12 protein-coding genes, 1 tRNA gene and 1 riboswitch are annotated in these 15,730 nt (G+C 66.1%); of the genes, 9 read left to right on the top strand and 4 right to left on the bottom strand.

Annotation, left to right across the window (positions count from 1 at the left end):
• Positions 1-10: 10 nt before the first annotated feature.
• Entirely contained in the window at positions 11-1,219 is a 1,209-nt protein-coding gene (locus LCC91_RS10705) for an HD-GYP domain-containing protein (RefSeq protein ID WP_143897314.1), read from the top strand.
• A gap of 145 nt (positions 1,220-1,364) precedes the next feature.
• Here the strand turns inward: LCC91_RS10705 and LCC91_RS10700 are convergent, their stop codons facing one another.
• Complete coding sequence (locus LCC91_RS10700) at positions 1,365-2,396, bottom strand: helix-turn-helix domain-containing protein (RefSeq protein WP_143897315.1); 1,032 nt, start codon at positions 2,394-2,396, stop codon at positions 1,365-1,367.
• 227 nt (positions 2,397-2,623) lie between these two features.
• Here LCC91_RS10700 and eat point away from each other — a divergent pair, with 227 nt between their 5' ends.
• Genes eat through eutC form a run of 3 tightly spaced genes read left to right on the top strand, consistent with a single transcriptional unit; the run spans position 2,624 to position 6,359 of the window.
• Positions 2,624-4,087, top strand: coding sequence for an ethanolamine permease (eat, locus tag LCC91_RS10695; RefSeq protein ID WP_082007441.1), 1,464 nt, complete (start codon positions 2,624-2,626; stop codon positions 4,085-4,087).
• An 11-nt stretch (positions 4,088-4,098) separates the two neighbouring features.
• Complete coding sequence (locus LCC91_RS10690) at positions 4,099-5,493, top strand: ethanolamine ammonia-lyase subunit EutB (RefSeq protein ID WP_043698663.1); 1,395 nt, start codon at positions 4,099-4,101, stop codon at positions 5,491-5,493.
• Entirely contained in the window at positions 5,490-6,359 is an 870-nt protein-coding gene (gene eutC, locus LCC91_RS10685; protein ID WP_224440921.1) for an ethanolamine ammonia-lyase subunit EutC, read from the top strand. Before LCC91_RS10690 ends, eutC begins: the two co-directional genes overlap by 4 nt.
• 89 nt (positions 6,360-6,448) lie before the next feature.
• Here eutC and LCC91_RS10680 read toward each other — a convergent pair.
• Both LCC91_RS10680 and LCC91_RS10675 read right to left on the bottom strand, forming a co-directional pair.
• Positions 6,449-6,525: transfer RNA gene (locus tag LCC91_RS10680), tRNA-Pro, on the bottom strand.
• 28 nt (positions 6,526-6,553) lie between these two features.
• Positions 6,554-7,552, bottom strand: coding sequence for a polyprenyl synthetase family protein (locus LCC91_RS10675; protein WP_390612119.1), 999 nt, complete (start codon positions 7,550-7,552; stop codon positions 6,554-6,556).
• 172 nt (positions 7,553-7,724) lie between these two features.
• Positions 7,725-7,832: riboswitch (S-adenosyl-L-homocysteine riboswitch) on the top strand.
• A gap of 63 nt (positions 7,833-7,895) precedes the next feature.
• Between LCC91_RS10675 and ahcY the strand changes: the two genes are divergently transcribed.
• Genes ahcY through metF form a run of 3 tightly spaced genes read left to right on the top strand, consistent with a single transcriptional unit; the run spans position 7,896 to position 10,939 of the window.
• Complete coding sequence (ahcY, locus tag LCC91_RS10670) at positions 7,896-9,332, top strand: adenosylhomocysteinase (protein ID WP_043698667.1); 1,437 nt, start codon at positions 7,896-7,898, stop codon at positions 9,330-9,332.
• Between the two features lie 12 nt (positions 9,333-9,344).
• The gene (locus LCC91_RS10665; RefSeq protein WP_043698669.1) at positions 9,345-10,112 is read left to right on the top strand and encodes a TlyA family RNA methyltransferase; all 768 of its coding nucleotides are present in this window, start codon (positions 9,345-9,347) and stop codon (positions 10,110-10,112) included.
• Positions 10,097-10,939, top strand: coding sequence for a methylenetetrahydrofolate reductase [NAD(P)H] (metF, locus tag LCC91_RS10660; protein ID WP_043698671.1), 843 nt, complete (start codon positions 10,097-10,099; stop codon positions 10,937-10,939). The genes LCC91_RS10665 and metF overlap by 16 nt, the downstream gene beginning before the upstream one ends.
• A gap of 165 nt (positions 10,940-11,104) precedes the next feature.
• On the opposite strand, the gene LCC91_RS10655 is transcribed toward metF, so the two are convergent.
• Complete coding sequence (locus LCC91_RS10655; protein WP_043698673.1) at positions 11,105-12,058, bottom strand: Rpn family recombination-promoting nuclease/putative transposase; 954 nt, start codon at positions 12,056-12,058, stop codon at positions 11,105-11,107.
• 189 nt (positions 12,059-12,247) lie between these two features.
• On the opposite strand from LCC91_RS10655, the gene LCC91_RS10650 reads away from it, so the two are divergent.
• Both LCC91_RS10650 and LCC91_RS10645 read left to right on the top strand, forming a co-directional pair.
• Positions 12,248-13,519: an O-acetylhomoserine aminocarboxypropyltransferase/cysteine synthase family protein gene (locus LCC91_RS10650; RefSeq protein ID WP_043698675.1), complete on the top strand. Its 1,272-nt coding sequence runs from the start codon at positions 12,248-12,250 to the stop codon at positions 13,517-13,519.
• 226 nt (positions 13,520-13,745) lie between these two features.
• Complete coding sequence (locus LCC91_RS10645) at positions 13,746-15,665, top strand: methyl-accepting chemotaxis protein (RefSeq protein ID WP_185974841.1); 1,920 nt, start codon at positions 13,746-13,748, stop codon at positions 15,663-15,665.
• Positions 15,666-15,730 lie beyond the last annotated feature (65 nt).

Here is a 15,730-nt window from a genome sequence, read left to right as displayed (position 1 = left end):
ACGCGTTTGCATGTACGTACCGCTGCCCATCGATGAAGTCACGCTGGGGGAGCCCCTTCCCGTGGATGTCTGGGACCCCCACGGCCGGCTGTTGCTGCGTCGGGGCAACGCCATCCGGGACGCCCACCACCGTGAGTGGCTCGTGATGCACAACCCGCAGGTCCGCGCGGAGGACTTTCGGCACTGGACGTTTCGCTACACCGCGGCGATCGACCGGGCGCTGCGCAGCGACCAGCCACTGGAAAAGATCGCCGGCGTCACGCGGCCGATGGGCTTCGACGACACCGTCGACATCGAGCCCGACGCCCGGCCGCTGGAGGAGATCTGGGCCGATCTGCACGCCAGCCTCACGCTGCTGCTGCACCAGGGCGAACAGGCGCAGGACTTCACCGACCGTTTCCTGCGCATCGAGCAGCGCATGCGCACGCTGCTGCGCTCGCGCGTGGACGACAGCCTGTTCGTGCTCGCGCAGATGCTGTTCGACCGCGCGATGGGCTACAGCGCCAGCCATGCACTGATGTGTGCGGTGATCGTGCGGCTGGTGGCGCAGACGCTGGGCTGGGACGAGGCGCGCCAGCGCAGCCTGCAGCGCGCCGCGCTGACGATGAACCTGGGCATGGCGCGGCTGCATGACGACCTGGCGCGGCAGGACACGCCGTTGACCCCGGAGCAGCGCCGCGCCGTGCTCGAGCACCCGCTGCGCGGCGAAGCGACGCTGCGCCGCCTGGGCGTGCGGGATGCCCTGTGGCTGGAATTGGTACGCGACCACCATGAGCAGGTGGGCGGCACGGGCTACCCTCACGGCCGCGTCGACGTCCCGCCGGCGGTACAGCTGCTGCACATGACGGATGTGTACGTGGCGCGCATCAGTCCGCGCCGGACGCGCGCAGGACTGCCGGCACCGCGCGCGGCCCGGGATGTCTACCTGGATGCGAGCGGGATGCCGACGCCCCTCGGGGCGTCGTTCGTCAAGACGCTGGGGCTGTATCTGCCCGGCACCTATGTGGAACTCGCCAGCGGTGAAACGGCTGTCGTCGCGCGCCGCGGCGTGCGGGCCAACACCCCGCTCGTCTTCGCGATCGTGGGCCGCGAAGGACTGCCGCGCGGCGAGCCGCCACTGCGCGACACCGCGGACCGTACGTACGAGGTGCGTCGCGCCGTCCCGGCCGACGACGTCAAGGTGAGGCTGCAGCCGACGCGGTTGCTGGCGCGGCTTTAGTCCACACGGGCCCACGCCCGGCCGAAGTTTTTACCGCCGATCCCTTGCGGTCAACGACTGGTGAACGGCCGTATCGGGTGGCATAGGGTGTCACCCGTCATGTCAGAGGGCTTCAGCGCCGGATAAGTACTTGGGTGTCGAACTGCTATTGGCCGACGCATAGCTGGCGACCGATCGCGGTGCGCCGGGTTTGCGATGGCGGCTCGCCAAAGAGCGCTTTGTATTCCTGCCCAAAATGCCCCATGTGCCAAAACCCCCATTGGGCCGCCACATCCGCGATGCTGAGGTGGGCAAGATCAGGGTCTTGCAGCGCGCGCCGTACCGCGTTGAGGCGCACCTCGCGCAAGTATGCAGCGGGACTAATGCCCAGCACGGTGTCGAAGCAATTGTGCAGTGTGCGCCGGGTCACGTGCAGGGCTGCACAGAGCTGTGACAAGTGCAAAAAATCCTGCGGGCGATCCAAGATGAGCTGCCGGGCTCGCCGGACCAATGTACGGCGACGCCGATGACTGGGTTCGTCCGCCGCCGAATGACGCGAGGCCTGTGGTACGAGCAGGTCGCACACCATGCCCACGATGGCATGGTGCATCGCGTGATAGCTGGCGCGGTGTTGCAGGACGTGGGGGTTTTTCTCCAGATTGCGTAACACCTCGCGTACCAAACCGGCCAGCCTCTGGCGCTGCACGGCACCGAGGGAGTGCAAACGCGCCGCAGCCAACGCATCGGCTGTCCACGCCGAATCGCTGGGCACCCCTTCACGCCAGGACAGGTGTTGCTGTAGGTCCTGCAGATCCAGCACCACGCCGTAGAGTCCCATGGCAGCCGGTACCAGGAGGTCGAAGGGCTGTTCGTCGCTGGCCCACATTGCGGCACAGTCGGTGACGCTGCGCCCCATGAAGCGCAGTCCGTCGTAAGACGGCGTCGAAGGTAAGCCGATCCAAATACCACCGTGCCAAGGCTTGCAGTACTGCACGGTAGCGCACGAGGCCCACTCTTCAAAAACCTGCAAGCCCGGGGCGGTCAGCTCCCGTACTTCGCCCTGGAAAGGGCCTCGGGAGACTTGCTCGTACTCCTGATCCCAGGATTGGAGTTGCCGAGCGTGTACGTGCACGTCCTCGGTGCGTTTGAGCCGAAATCGGGCAAAGGAACTGCCGCCGCCGCACGCGGCGTACTCCATGATGGTGCACCTACATTGTCGTTGTCAGCGGAGTATCAAGAATCGTGCCAGTTTGGCCCCTAGGGAATACCCGTAGACCCTATCCCTTTTGAGCAAAAATTTGCGGGCCGCCCTGTTTTTGCTCAGTCGGGATAGCGTTGCCGTGGTGCGGTTGCTCAGAATGTCCACACGATGTACCAGTCACCAGCGACTGGGCGGTTGGCAGCGGACGAAAGATGGAGGGCGTGATGTCATCGGCACCGACACAAGTGGCGCGCGAGCTCAAGCCGGTCCTCGGAGTGTTTTCACTTTGGGGTATCGCAGTGGGGCTCGTGATCTCTGGCGAATATTTCGGTTGGAGTTACGGCTGGGCCACGGCGGGTACGCTGGGCTTCTTGGTGGCGACAGCATTTGTTGCGTTGATGTATACGACTTTTATTTTTAGCTTTACCGAGCTATCGACCGCGATACCGCATGCCGGAGGGCCATTTGCATATGCGCGGCGTGCATTTGGGCCAACCGGAGGTTTCGTCGCTGGCTTTGCCACGCTGGTGGAATTTATTTTTGCTCCGCCCGCGATCTCCTTGGCGATCGGAGCCTACCTCAATGTCCAGTTCCCTCAGCTCGATCCACGCTGGGTGGCTGTTGCTGCTTATATTGTATTTATTGCGTTGAATTCTATTGGCGTGGGGATAGCCGCTACTTTTGAATTGTTTGTCACCCTGTTGGCGGTTGTGGAGTTGTTGGTTTTTGCCGGTGTGGTGGCTCCGGGCTGGTCGCTGGCTAATTTTGTTTCCCATGGTTGGGCCGGGGCGGACGGCTTTACCTGGGAAGCTGCCGGTGGCATCTTTGCGGCGATACCGTTTGCCATTTGGTTTTTCTTGGCGATCGAAGGGGCGGCGATGGCGGCCGAAGAGGCGCGCGAGCCACGGCGGACGATACCGATCGCCTATATCGCTGGAATTTTGACGCTCGTTGCGCTGGCGTTTCTGGTCATGATCATGGCCGGTGGAGTAGGTGATTGGCGGGATCTGTCCAATATCAATGACCCATTGCCGCAGGCAATGAAGCGCGTCGTGGGTGAGGGCAGCGTATGGATGCACATGCTTGTATGGATCGGTCTCTTTGGATTGGTTGCGTCATTCCATGGCATCATTCTCGGTTATTCTCGCCAAATGTACGCTTTGGCGCGCGCCGGATATCTGCCACCATATTTTGCCAAGGTGCATCCGCGCTTTCGTACGCCCGTGCGCGCGCTGATTGGTGGTGGTATCGTCGGCGTGTTGGCCGTCTTCAGCGATCAGTGGGTGACGTTTGGTGGTCAGCCATTGACAGCCAACATCGTCACGATGGCAGTATTGGGTGCGTTGGTTATGTATATCGTTTCGATGGCCGCTCTGTTTCGGCTGCGGCAACGTGAACCCCATCTGCCACGGCCGTTCAAGGCGCCGTTTTACCCCGTTTTCCCTGCGATCGCGCTTATCGGTGGTATCGCCTGTCTGGCTGCCGTCATTTACTATAACCCGGCGCTCAGTGCGCTGTTTGTTGGTCTGATGGGGCTGGGTTTCGTGTATTTTCGGATGACGCATCGGCAGCGTGCAGCGGCGGCCTTCGATGAGATGCTGATGGGGCAAGGGGAACGAGACGAGTCATCGGCAATGCCCGCAGGGTCCATTGTGGGCGCGTTTACGGACGGTGTCTCGCGTACTTGACGGAAGTAGCCATGCGTTATTGCGTTGATGTGGCGGGTGTTCGCTATCGATTCGAAAGTCTGCGCGAGCTGTTGGCAAAAGCCTCGCCACTTCGGTCCGGAGACTGTCTGGCTGGGTTGGCGGCCGATAGCGAACAAGAGCGTATGGCGGCACGCTGGGTTTTGGCGGAGGTGCCGCTGCGGCAGTTTCTTGAGGAACCGGTGGTCCCTTATGAAGTCGATGAGATCACCCGTTTGATCATCGACACCCATGACGCCGCCGCGTTTGCGCCGGTAGCGTCGATGACCGTCGGTGCATTTCGCGACTGGTTACTCAGCGACGCGGCCAGTGGTGACACGTTGCGCACATTGGCTCCCGGGTTGACGCCAGAGATGGTGGCGGCGGTCAGCAAGCTCATGCGTAACCTGGACCTGATGCTGGTCGCCAAGCGCTGCGAGGTGGTCACGCGTTTTCGCAATACGTTGGGTCTGCGTGGGCGACTGGCCGTGCGCTTGCAGCCTAACCACCCCACGGACGACCCGTCGGGCATTGCCGCCAGTATCGTCGATGGCTTGCTGCTGGGCGCGGGCGACGCCGTCATCGGCGTCAACCCGGCGTCAGACAGTGTGCCGGACTTGGTGCGCTTGCAGCACTTGTTGGCTGACATTGTCGAGCGCGGTGAAATTCCCACCCAGACCTGTGTGCTCACGCATGTGACCAACACCATGCAGGCGATGGAAGTGGGGGCCCCAGTCGACCTGGTGTTTCAGTCGATCGCTGGCACGGAAGCCGCCAACAGATCTTTTGGGATCGATTTGGCGTTGCTCGATGAGGCGCACGCCATGGCGCAGGCACAGCAGCGCGGCACGGTTGGCGACAACGTCATGTATTTTGAAACAGGCCAAGGCAGTGCACTGTCTGCGCAAGCCCACCATGGCGTAGATCAGCAAACCTGCGAGGCGCGCGCCTACGCCGTCGCTCGCCGTTACCGACCTTTGCTCGTTAACACCGTGGTTGGCTTTATTGGGCCCGAGTATTTGTACGACGGCAAACAAATTATTCGCGCAGGGTTGGAGGATCACTTTTGCGGCAAATTACTGGGTTTGCCAATGGGGTGTGATATTTGCTATACGAACCATGCCGAGGCGGATCAAAACGACATGGACAACCTGTTGGGGTTGCTGGCCAGTGCTGGGGTCAATTTTGTGATTGGAGTGCCAGGTGCTGACGATGTCATGCTCAACTACCAGAGCACCTCGTTTCACGACGCGCTGTCGGTTCGGCAGCTCTTGGGGCTGAGGTGCGCGCCGGAGTTTGAAGCGTGGCTGCACAAGATGGGCATTGTGGATGACGACGGCCAACCCTGTACTGTCAACGCCGTAGCACAGCTGGCGCAAACCTTGGGGGCCCTGCCGCAGCCTGTATGAAGCCTGTTGAATTTATGGCGGAATCAGAAGGAGTCGTGGTGCCAACCGGGCCCACCTCTGCGCTGGCCCCATCGGTTTGGGAGAGGTTGCGCGAGCACACGCCCGCGCGAATCGGCCTGGGGCGTTGCGGTGTGGGACTGCCCACGGCGGAGCTGTTGCGATTTGGGCTGGCACACGCTCAAGCCCGTGACGCTGTCCATGTGCCGCTGGATATCACCACCTTGGTGCATGCGTTGCGCGACGATGGGTGGCCTGAGCCGCTGGTACTGCATAGCCGCGCCGGTACCCGGCGCGATTATTTGCTGCGCCCAGATTGGGGGCGTCGGCTGGACGAACCCAGCGTGCGGCTCTTGCAGAAGGTGAGTGGCAAGGGACCTTGCCCGGATTTGGTTTTGGTCGTGGCTGATGGTTTGTCTGCGTTGGGTATTCAACGCCACGCCGTCGCGCTGCTGCGTGCCATTCGCGACGTGCAGGAGCCGGATTGGGTGCTGGCACCACCCGTAGTGGTCGAGCAAGGGCGCGTGGCCGTTGGCGACGAAATCGGCGAGCTACTGGAGGCGCAGATGGTTGCCGTCATCATCGGCGAGCGGCCCGGATTGAGCTCGCCCGATAGCCTTGGTATTTATCTTACGTACCAGCCCCGTGTGGGGTGCCGCGACGCGCAGCGCAACTGCATTTCGAATGTTCGACCCGAAGGGCAAGATTTGGTAATCGCAGCCAAGCGCTTGATGTGGCTCGCACGCGAAGCTCGGCGTCAGGGTTGCACGGGCGTTGCGCTAAAGGACATGAGCGGGCTGCCACTGACGCGCGCCGACATACTCGATGCGCCCGCGAGCTCGGAGGCGCTCACAAGTCAACGCCGGTGATGGCCGGCACCGGATGTTTGGTCGGATTACCGCAAGCTCCAGCTTGCAGTGTCAGTCCAAACCTGAATTGAACCTACATATGACAAATGTGGTCGGGGTGAGAGGATTCGAACCTCCGGCCTCTACGTCCCGAACGTAGCGCTCTACCAGGCTAAGCTACACCCCGAATGCCAACCGCAACAGAGCCGCCCATGTCACGCGCGGCGCGTCAGCAGTTGAGCCGCTAATTGTAGCAGAGCTTCGCGGTACTTCTCGCGCACCGCATCGCCGGGCGGCAGTGCCTGCGCCGCCGCGATGGCGCGTTGCGCCTCGGCGGCCGCGTGGGCGCGCGCCTCGGCCAGCCCGCCGCTGCGGCGCACGATGGCCAGGATCTCGTCGAGCCGCTGCGTGCCACCGGTCTCGATCGCGGTGCGGATCAGCGCCGCTTCCGGTTCGGTGCAGCGGCGCAGCGTGCAGATGACGGGCAGCGTCACCTTGCCTTCGCGCAGGTCGTCGCCAAGGTTCTTGCCCAGCTCGGCGGTGTCGCCCTCGTAGTCGAGCACGTCGTCGACGATCTGGAACGCGGCACCCAGCGCCTGCCCGTAGGTGGCGCAGGCCTCCTCCGTGGCGGGGTCGGCACCGGCCAGTATCGCCGCCAGCCGGGCGCTCGCCTCGAACAGTTTGGCCGTTTTGGCGCGGATGACGCGCAGGTACGCCGCTTCGTCCAGGTGCGCGTCGTGCATGTTCATCAGCTGCAGCACCTCGCCTTCGGCGATCACGTTGGTCGCGTCGGCCAGCACGCGCATGATGCGCATCTCGCCGCAGTCCACCATCATCTGGAAGGCGCGCGAGTACAGGAAATCCCCCACCAGCACGCTGGCGGCGTTGCCGAACACCTGGTTGGCGGTGTCGCGGCCGCGCCGCAGGGTGGACTCGTCCACCACATCGTCGTGCAGCAGCGTGGCGGTGTGGATGAACTCGACGACGGCGGCCAGCGTGTGGCGGCGCGCATCGGTGCAGCCCAGCGCCCCGCACACCAGCAGCAGCAGCGCGGGCCGCACGCGCTTGCCGCCCGCGCCGATGATGTAGTGCGCCACCTGTCCGACCAGTGGCACCTCGCTGCCGAGCCGTTGCTGGATGACCGCGTCGACGGCGCGCATCTCGTCGGCGATCAGGGTCAGCGCTGGGGAGGGGGCGGCGGTTGTATTCAAGATGAGCGGCGAAGATGAGCGGCGCGACAGGAGCCCGATGCGGGCCAAAACCCATGGGGACAGTCGGACGGGGGCGGCGGTCAAGCGCGGCCGCCGTCTCCACCCTGTCCACGGGCTGATGGCGCCAATTATAGGAACGCCCCATGCGCGGCCCCGGCGGCCTATAATGCGCGCGTCTGCCGAGGAGCGTTGCAGCGTGCCGCACCGATGCCGTGCGGCGGCGAGGCTCGTCAGACGGCCGCCCGATGTCCGGGCGGTTTCGTGACAACGACGCTCACCCACCGACGTGGCGTGAGCAGTGTCCAGCGCCAGCGGTGGTGAACCGACCTGTCAGGAGTCACTGCCCATGAACGCACCGCTGAAACATCCCCTGCCCACCGATTGCGTGATCGCCGACATCGGCCTGGCCGAATGGGGGCGCAAGGAAATCCGCATCGCCGAAACCGAAATGCCCGGGTTGATGGCGATCCGCGAGGAATACGCCGCCAGCCAGCCCCTCAAGGGCGCGCGCATCGCCGGCAGCCTGCACATGACCATCCAGACCGCCGTGCTGATCGAGACGCTGCAGGCGTTGGGGGCGCGGGTGCGCTGGGCGTCGTGCAATATTTTTTCGACGCAGGACCACGCGGCCGCCGCGATCGCCGCGGCCGGCACGCCGGTATTCGCGTTCAAGGGCGAGACGCTGGAGCAGTATTGGGACTACACGCACCGGATTTTCGAGTTCGGCCCGGCGGGCGCGCCCGACGAAGGCCCCAACATGATCCTGGACGACGGCGGCGATGCGACGCTGCTGATGCACCTGGGCGTCAAGGCCGAGCGCGATCCCTCGGTGCTCGACCACCCGCACAGCGAGGAGGAGCGCGTGCTCTTCGCCGCGATCCGCGCCCGGCTGGCGCAGGACCCGACGTGGTACAGCCGCAAGAGCGCGCAGATCATCGGCGTGACCGAGGAAACCACCACCGGCGTCAACCGGCTCAAGCAGATGGCCGCGCGCGGTGAGCTGATGTTTCGCGCGATCAACGTCAACGACAGCGTCACGAAGAGCAAGTTCGACAATCTCTACGGCTGCCGCGAGTCGCTGGTCGATGGCATCAAGCGCGCCACCGACGTGATGATCGCCGGCAAGATCGCGGTGGTGTGCGGCTACGGCGACGTCGGCAAGGGCAGCGCGCAGGCGCTGCGGGCGCTGTCGGCCCAGGTGTGGGTGACCGAGATCGACCCGATTTGCGCGCTGCAGGCGGCGATGGAAGGCTACAAGGTCGTGACGATGGACTACGCCGCCGACAAGGCCGACATCTTCGTCACCGCCACCGGCAACAAGCACGTCATCACCTACGAACACATGGCCCGCATGAAGGACCAGGCCATCGTGTGCAACATTGGCCACTTCGACAACGAGATCGACGTGGCGTCGCTGGAGGCGCGCTGCCGCTGGGAGGAAATCAAGCCCCAGGTCGATCACGTGATCTTCGAGGACGGCAAGCGCATCATCCTGCTGGCCAAGGGTCGGCTGGTCAACCTGGGCTGCGCCACGGGTCATCCGAGCTACGTGATGAGCAGCTCGTTTGCCAACCAGACCATCGCGCAGATCGAGCTCTACAGCCACCGCGACTACTACGAAAAAGGCAAGGTCTACGTGCTGCCCAAGCATCTGGACGAGAAGGTGGCGCGGCTGCAGCTGAAAAAACTCGGCGCGATGCTGACCGAGCTCACGGACGAACAGGCCGCCTACATCGGCGTGCCGAAGGAGGGGCCGTACAAGCCCGACACCTACCGCTACTGAGGGCGCGGCGCGGTGCGCGCGGACCAGTGGCTGGTGCAACGGGGGCTCGCGCCCACGCGCTCGGCGGCGCAGCGGCTCATCGAGCGCGGCGCGGTGCGCTGGCGCGCCGGCCCCGACGCGCCGTGGCAGCCGGTGCGCAAGGCCGGTGACGCCGTGCCGCCCACGGCCGACGTCGTGCTGGCCGACGATGCCGAGCTGCGTTACGTCTCGCGCGGCGGGCTCAAGCTTGCCGGGGCGCTGGCACACACCGGGCTGGACGTGCGCGGCTGGCGCTGCCTCGACGTGGGCCAGAGCACGGGCGGATTCACCGACTGCCTGCTGCAGGCGGGGGCGGCGCGTGTCGTTGGCGTCGACGTCGGGCATGGGCAGTTGCACGAGCGGCTGCGCGCCGATCCGCGCGTGGTGGCCATCGAGCGCTGCAACGCGCGCACGCTGGACGCGGCCGCGCTGCTCCAGGCCGGGGGGGCCGACGCGGCACCGCCCTTCGACCTCATCGTCGGCGACCTGTCGTTCATCTCACAGACGCTGGTGTGGCCGGCGCTCGTGCCGCTGCTCGCACCGCACGGCCAGATGCTGATGCTGGTCAAGCCCCAGTTCGAGCTGCAACCGGCCGACATCGGCAAGGGCGGGCTGGTCAAGGACGCCGCCGCTTACGGCCGGGTGCGCGCGCGCATCGAACAGGCCGCGACGGCGCTGGGGTTGCGGCTGCGCAACTACTTCGACAGCCCGATCGCCGGCGGCGACGGTAACCGGGAGTTTTTTGCATGGCTTTGTCGTTGAGTTTCGAGTTTTTTCCGCCGAAGACACCGGAGGGCGCCGCCAAGCTGCGTGCCGCGCGCCAGCGGCTCTACGCCGCACGCCCGGATTTCTGTTCCGTCACCTATGGCGCGGGCGGCTCCACGCAGGAGGGGACCTTCGCCACCGTCGCCGAGATCCTGGCCGAAGGGGTGAGCGCGGCGGCGCATTTCTCGTGCATCGGTGCCACGCGCGAGCGCGTGCGCGCGCAACTGGCGCAGCTGCAGGCCATGGGCGTGAAGCGCCTGGTCGCGCTGCGTGGCGACCTGCCCAGCGGCTACGGGTTGGGCGGCGCGTTCACCTATGCGCGCGATCTGGTGGCCTTCATCCGCGCCGAGTTCGGCGATGCGTTTCACATCGAGGTAGCGGCCTACCCCGAGATGCACCCGCAGGCCCGCTCGCCGCAGGCCGACCTGCAGGCCTTCGCCGAGAAGGTGCGCGCGGGGGCTGACTCGGCCATCACGCAGTATTTTTTCAACACGGACGCGTACTTCCGCTTCGTCGACGACGCCTATGCGCTCGGCGTGGACGTGCCGATCGTGCCCGGCATCATGCCCATCACCAACGCGAGCCAGCTGCTGCGCTTTTCCGACGCCTGCGGGGCGGAGGTGCCGCGCTGGATCCGGCTGCGGCTGCAGAGCTACGGCGACGACGTGGCGTCGATCCGCGCCTTCGGGCTGGACGTGGTGACCGATCTGTGCGACCAGTTGCGCACCGCCGGGGTGCCGGGCCTGCACTTTTACACGATGAACCAGGCCGACACGACGCTCGCGATCCTGCAGCGACTGGACCTGCTGCCGGACGTTGCTTGAGCGCGCGCCGCTAGCGGCGCGCCGACGTCAGCGGTCCGTACCATGCGCTGGCGTGGGCACCGGTGTTTCTGGCGTCGGTCGTTGGGCCCACCATCAGCCGTCGTTGACGACGCGGTGCCGTTGGCGAGCCGACGTCGGGACTTCAACGCGGGGAAGCATCTGCCGTTATGACAGCAGATCTTGCAAGCTCGTGGCACTGAGCATGCCAGCGAGCCAGCGCTCGAGCTCGGCGTCAGTGGCTGCCGCCAGCCGCGCGTGCGCCCAGTCGGGCAGCTCGCCAAAGCGCAGCCGCGCCTGCAGCGCCACCGCCTTGGCCAGGCCCTGGTGCTGGCCTTGTTCGATACCCTCTTCCACCGCCTGGTCGTACCACCGGTCGAGTTTTTCGTGTAGCTTCATCGTGGGCTCCAACAGGTCGGGCAGGGCTTGCAGCTCATCGAGTATCCTACCCCGGCGGCGGCTGCGGCGCAACCAGTGCTTGAGCCACACGGTCAAGTGGCGGCGCAGTGGCGCGGACGCCTCGTCGGCCAGCCACTGCTGCAGCGCCTGAAGCAGCCGGCTGAGCTCTTCGCGGCTTTGCCCCTGCTCGAGCTCGAAGATGGCTTGCGCGAGGTTGGCGGTGGCGGGCACTTCGTGGCGCACGAGACGCGCCTGCTCCAGCAGCACGTACTTCAGGTGCGGCACATAAGGCAGCAGCGTGGGCAGCGAGTCGTCAAAGAGCTCAGCGGCTTCGGTGGGGGCTGTCCAGCGCGCCTCGCCGCTGTGGAGCACGACGGGCAGCAACAGCGGGAGGCTTCCGTCGTCGTTGCGCTGGTTCTCGCGGACAAGGTGCTGGGCCAGCAGCGCCACATAGCCCAGCATGCGCAGCGCCATGTGGGGCTCCACCGCCTGCTGGAACTCCAGCAGCAGGTACACCCACACCCAACGCTGGCCGACACGCAGCCGCCACACCATATCGTCGTGGCGCTGGCGCTCGCGCTCGTCCACATAGCTGGCGTTGACGCGCTCGAGTGTGGAGAAGTCGGCCTGCTCCCACGGCCCTGGAACGTAGGCGCGCAGCAGGTCGGCGACGAGGCGCGGTTCGCCAAAGAGCCACTTGTAGCTGCCGTCTGGGGTGCTCATCCGCGGCATCTTACGGCAGCATCCTTGGCGCGGGCCGGTCGTCATCGCCCGTGGGTATATCGATCTGATGAATCGGTATTCGACAACTGGTCCCGCGATGCGCTATGGTGCGTGCCGTGGCCCCTGCCGCGGTGCGGTGGGCCGTTTCGTTGACCGATCTTTTTCTGACCCGTTCGACAGGAGACCCCGATGCGCTTCGAGACCCAGGCCGTGCACGCCGGCTACCGCCCCGACCCCACCACCAAGGCCGTGGTGCCGCCGATCTACCAGACCGTGGCGTATGCGTTCGACAGCGCACAGCACGGCGCCGACCTGTTCGACCTCAAGGTGCCGGGCAATATCTACACCCGCATCATGAACCCGACGCAGGCGGTGCTGGAGGAGCGCCTCGCCGCGCTCGAAGGGGGTGTCGGCGCGCTGGCGCTCGCTTCCGGCCAGGCGGCCATCACCTACGCCATCCAGACCATCGCCGAGGCGGGCGACAACATCGTCTCCGCCAGCGCGCTCTACGGCGGCACGTACAACCTGTTCGCCCACACGCTGCCGCAGTACGGCATCGCGGTGCGCTTTGCCGACAGCGACCGGCCCGAGACGTTCGAGCCGCTGATCGATGCGCGCACCAAAGCGATCTACTGCGAATCGATGGGCAACCCGCGCGGCAACGTCACCGACATCGCCGCGCTGGCCGCGATCGCGCACCGCCACGGCGTGCCGCTGATCGTCGACAACACCGTGCCCAGCCCTTACCTGTGCCGCCCGTTCGAGCACGGGGCCGATATCGTCGTGCACTCGCTGACCAAATACCTGGGCGGCCACGGCAACAGCGTCGGCGGCGCCATCGTCGATTCGGGCCGCTTCCCGTGGGCCGAGCACAAGGCGCGCTTCCGTCGCCTCAACGAACCCGACGTGAGTTACCACGGCGTGGTCTATACCGAGGCGCTGGGGCCTGCGGCCTACATCGGGCGGGCGCGCGTCGTGCCGCTGCGCAACATGGGCGCGGCGATCTCGCCGTTCAACGCCTTCCTGATCCTGCAGGGCATCGAGACGCTGCCGCTGCGCATGGACCGCATCTGCGACAACACGCTGGCGGTGGCGCAGTTCCTGCGCGCGCACCCCAAGGTGCGCTGGGTGCGCTACGCCGGGCTGCCCGACGACCCGTACCACGCGCTGGCACAGCGCTACCTGGGCGGCCGCGCCTCGGGGTTGCTGACGTTTGGCATCGAAGGCGGCCGCGCCGCGGGCGAGCGCTTCCTGGATGCGCTGCAACTCTTCACGCGGCTGGTCAACATCGGCGACGTGCGTTCGCTGGCCACGCATCCGGCCTCGACCACGCACCGGCAACTCTCGCCCGAGGAGCTGGCCCAGGCCGGCGTGACGGAAGACACCGTGCGCCTGTGCGTGGGCATCGAGCACATCGAGGACCTGAAGGCCGATCTGGCGCAGGCGCTGGCGGCGGCGTGAGGCTGGGGGGCCCACTTCAGGGTAATTCCGGGGGCACCAATGGGGTTGAGCCCCGTCGCCACCTGCTACGCTTGCGCCCACAGGAGTGACGGATGCGGGCGGCCCACTTTCCTGAGAGGGCTGCCGGTGTGCTTTTTTGATTCAAAAAATGATTTTCGGCCCCCAACCCCAAGGACTCCCCTATTCAGGCCCCGCGTCAAACGGCATCTCTTGCGCAGCCGGATCGTTGCGCCAGGCGCAGGGCATTTTTGCGCCCGCCGTGGCGCTGATGCGCCGGCTGCGCTTCCCGGCCAAGTCGCTGGTCATTTCCGCGTGCTTCGTGGCGCCTTTGGTGTTGCTGGCGGTTTTGTGGTGGCGCGCCGAGTCGCAGTCGATCGAGCTGGCCCAGCGCGAGTCCGCCGGGGCCGCTTACCTGCAGCATGTGCTGCCGGTGATCCGGCTGGCACAGCAGCAGCGCGTGCTCGCGGATTTGATCGTGCTGGGTGTCCCGAACGCCGCCGAGCAGCGCCGCGCCAGCGGCGAGGCGCTGCGCCAGGCCCTGCAGGCCCTGCGCGAACGCGACGCGGCGGTGGGGGCGCTGCTGCAAACCGAAGCGCACATCGCGCGCCTGGTGGCGGGGGTCGAGGAGCAGTTGCAGGATGGCGCGGGGGCCCCATCGGTGTCGGCCGTCACGGCCGCGTTGCGCCTGTGGGAGCACGTCGCCGAGACCTCGGGCCTGTTGCTCGACCCGGAGCCCGTGACCTATTACCTGATGGCGGCGGCGGTGGCCGACATGCCGGAAGCGCTGATCGCCGTGTCGCAGGCGCGGCGTTTGGGTGCCTTTCAGCTTCGCTCCCCCAACGAAGAGACGGCGCGCCGCTTCGCGGAACAGCTGTCGCGCCTCGAAATCTCGATCGAACGCGCGGCCCGCAGCAATGCCCTGCACCTGCGTGCGCACGGCGATCCAGTGGAGGATCCGCCGGCATTGGTGGCGGCGCGTCAGATGGTCAAGCACGGGCGCGAGGAAATTCTGGCCGACCTGGCCAGCGACGACCCGGCGGAATACTTTCAGCGGCACGACCAGACGGTCGAAGGCCTGTTTGCGTTTGTCGATGAGGCCCTGACGGAGCTCGAGGCCCTGACCCGCGAGCGTGCGCAGGCCTTGGTCACAAGCGTGATCGCCGCTGCGGGCGTCGTGTGCGTGTCGCTGCTGGCGGCGCTGTACTTGTTCGTCGGGTTCTACCGCGTCAACCGCGGGGGGCTGGCGGTGGTGGCGTGCCACCTGGATCGCATGGCGCAGGGCGACTTGCGCGACGTGCCACCACCGCCGTGGGGACGCGACGAGCCGGCCGATCTGATCGTCAACCTCCGTCAAGCGTACGACGCGCTGCGCGGTCTCATTCAGGACGTCACCCGCGCCAGCGAAGCCATTTTGCACGTCGCCGACCAGGCCAGCGCCGGCGCGGCCCAGCTGCGGGATCGGGCCCAGTCGACGGCTGCGAGTCTGGAGGAACAGGCCGCCGCGATGGAAGAGATCACCGCGACCCTCCAGCACGGACTGGAGCGGGTGCAGCATTGCCGGGACAGCGCAGCGCGCAACGCGGCGCTGGCCGAAGAGGGCGGGCGCGTCACCGGGCAGGTCGTGCAGACCATGCACACCATCCGCGGCTCGGCCGACCGCATCGGCGCCATCACCGGCACGATCGACAGCATCGCCTTCCAGACCAACATTCTGGCGCTCAATGCGGCGGTGGAGGCGGCGCGGGCTGGTGAGGCCGGTCGCGGTTTTGCGGTCGTCGCGGCCGAGGTGCGCAACCTGGCCCAGCGCAGTGCACAAGCGGCGCGGGAGATCAAGGCGCTCATCGACGAGAGCCTGCAGCAGATCGGTGCCGGGGTGCAGGTGGTCGAATCGGCCGGGCAGACCATGCGCGATATCGTGGCCTCTTCGGCCACGGTGCAGCAGCAGTTGCAGGAAATCGACGTCGGCGCACGCGAGCAGGCCGCCGGGATCGAGCAGGCCGGACGGGCCGTGCAGGAAATCGAGCGCGACACCCAACAGAATCAACTGCTGGTGGAGCAGACCGTGCAGCAAAGCGATACGCTGCGCGAGCAGGCCCAGCGGTTGCAAGACAAGGTGTCGGCTTTCCGGCTCCCCGCGACGGCCTGAAACGGGCTTGATGTCTCCATTTGTAGCGGACGCAGCGCCCGGCGCCGTGCGTTGGCGAGGTCGCT

The organism is Tepidimonas taiwanensis (genome assembly GCF_020162115.1).
Classification (GTDB): Bacteria; Pseudomonadota; Gammaproteobacteria; order Burkholderiales; family Burkholderiaceae_C; genus Tepidimonas; species Tepidimonas taiwanensis.
Note: the sequence above shows the minus strand (reverse complement) of the source record. Positions and strands in the feature narration are given on the sequence as shown.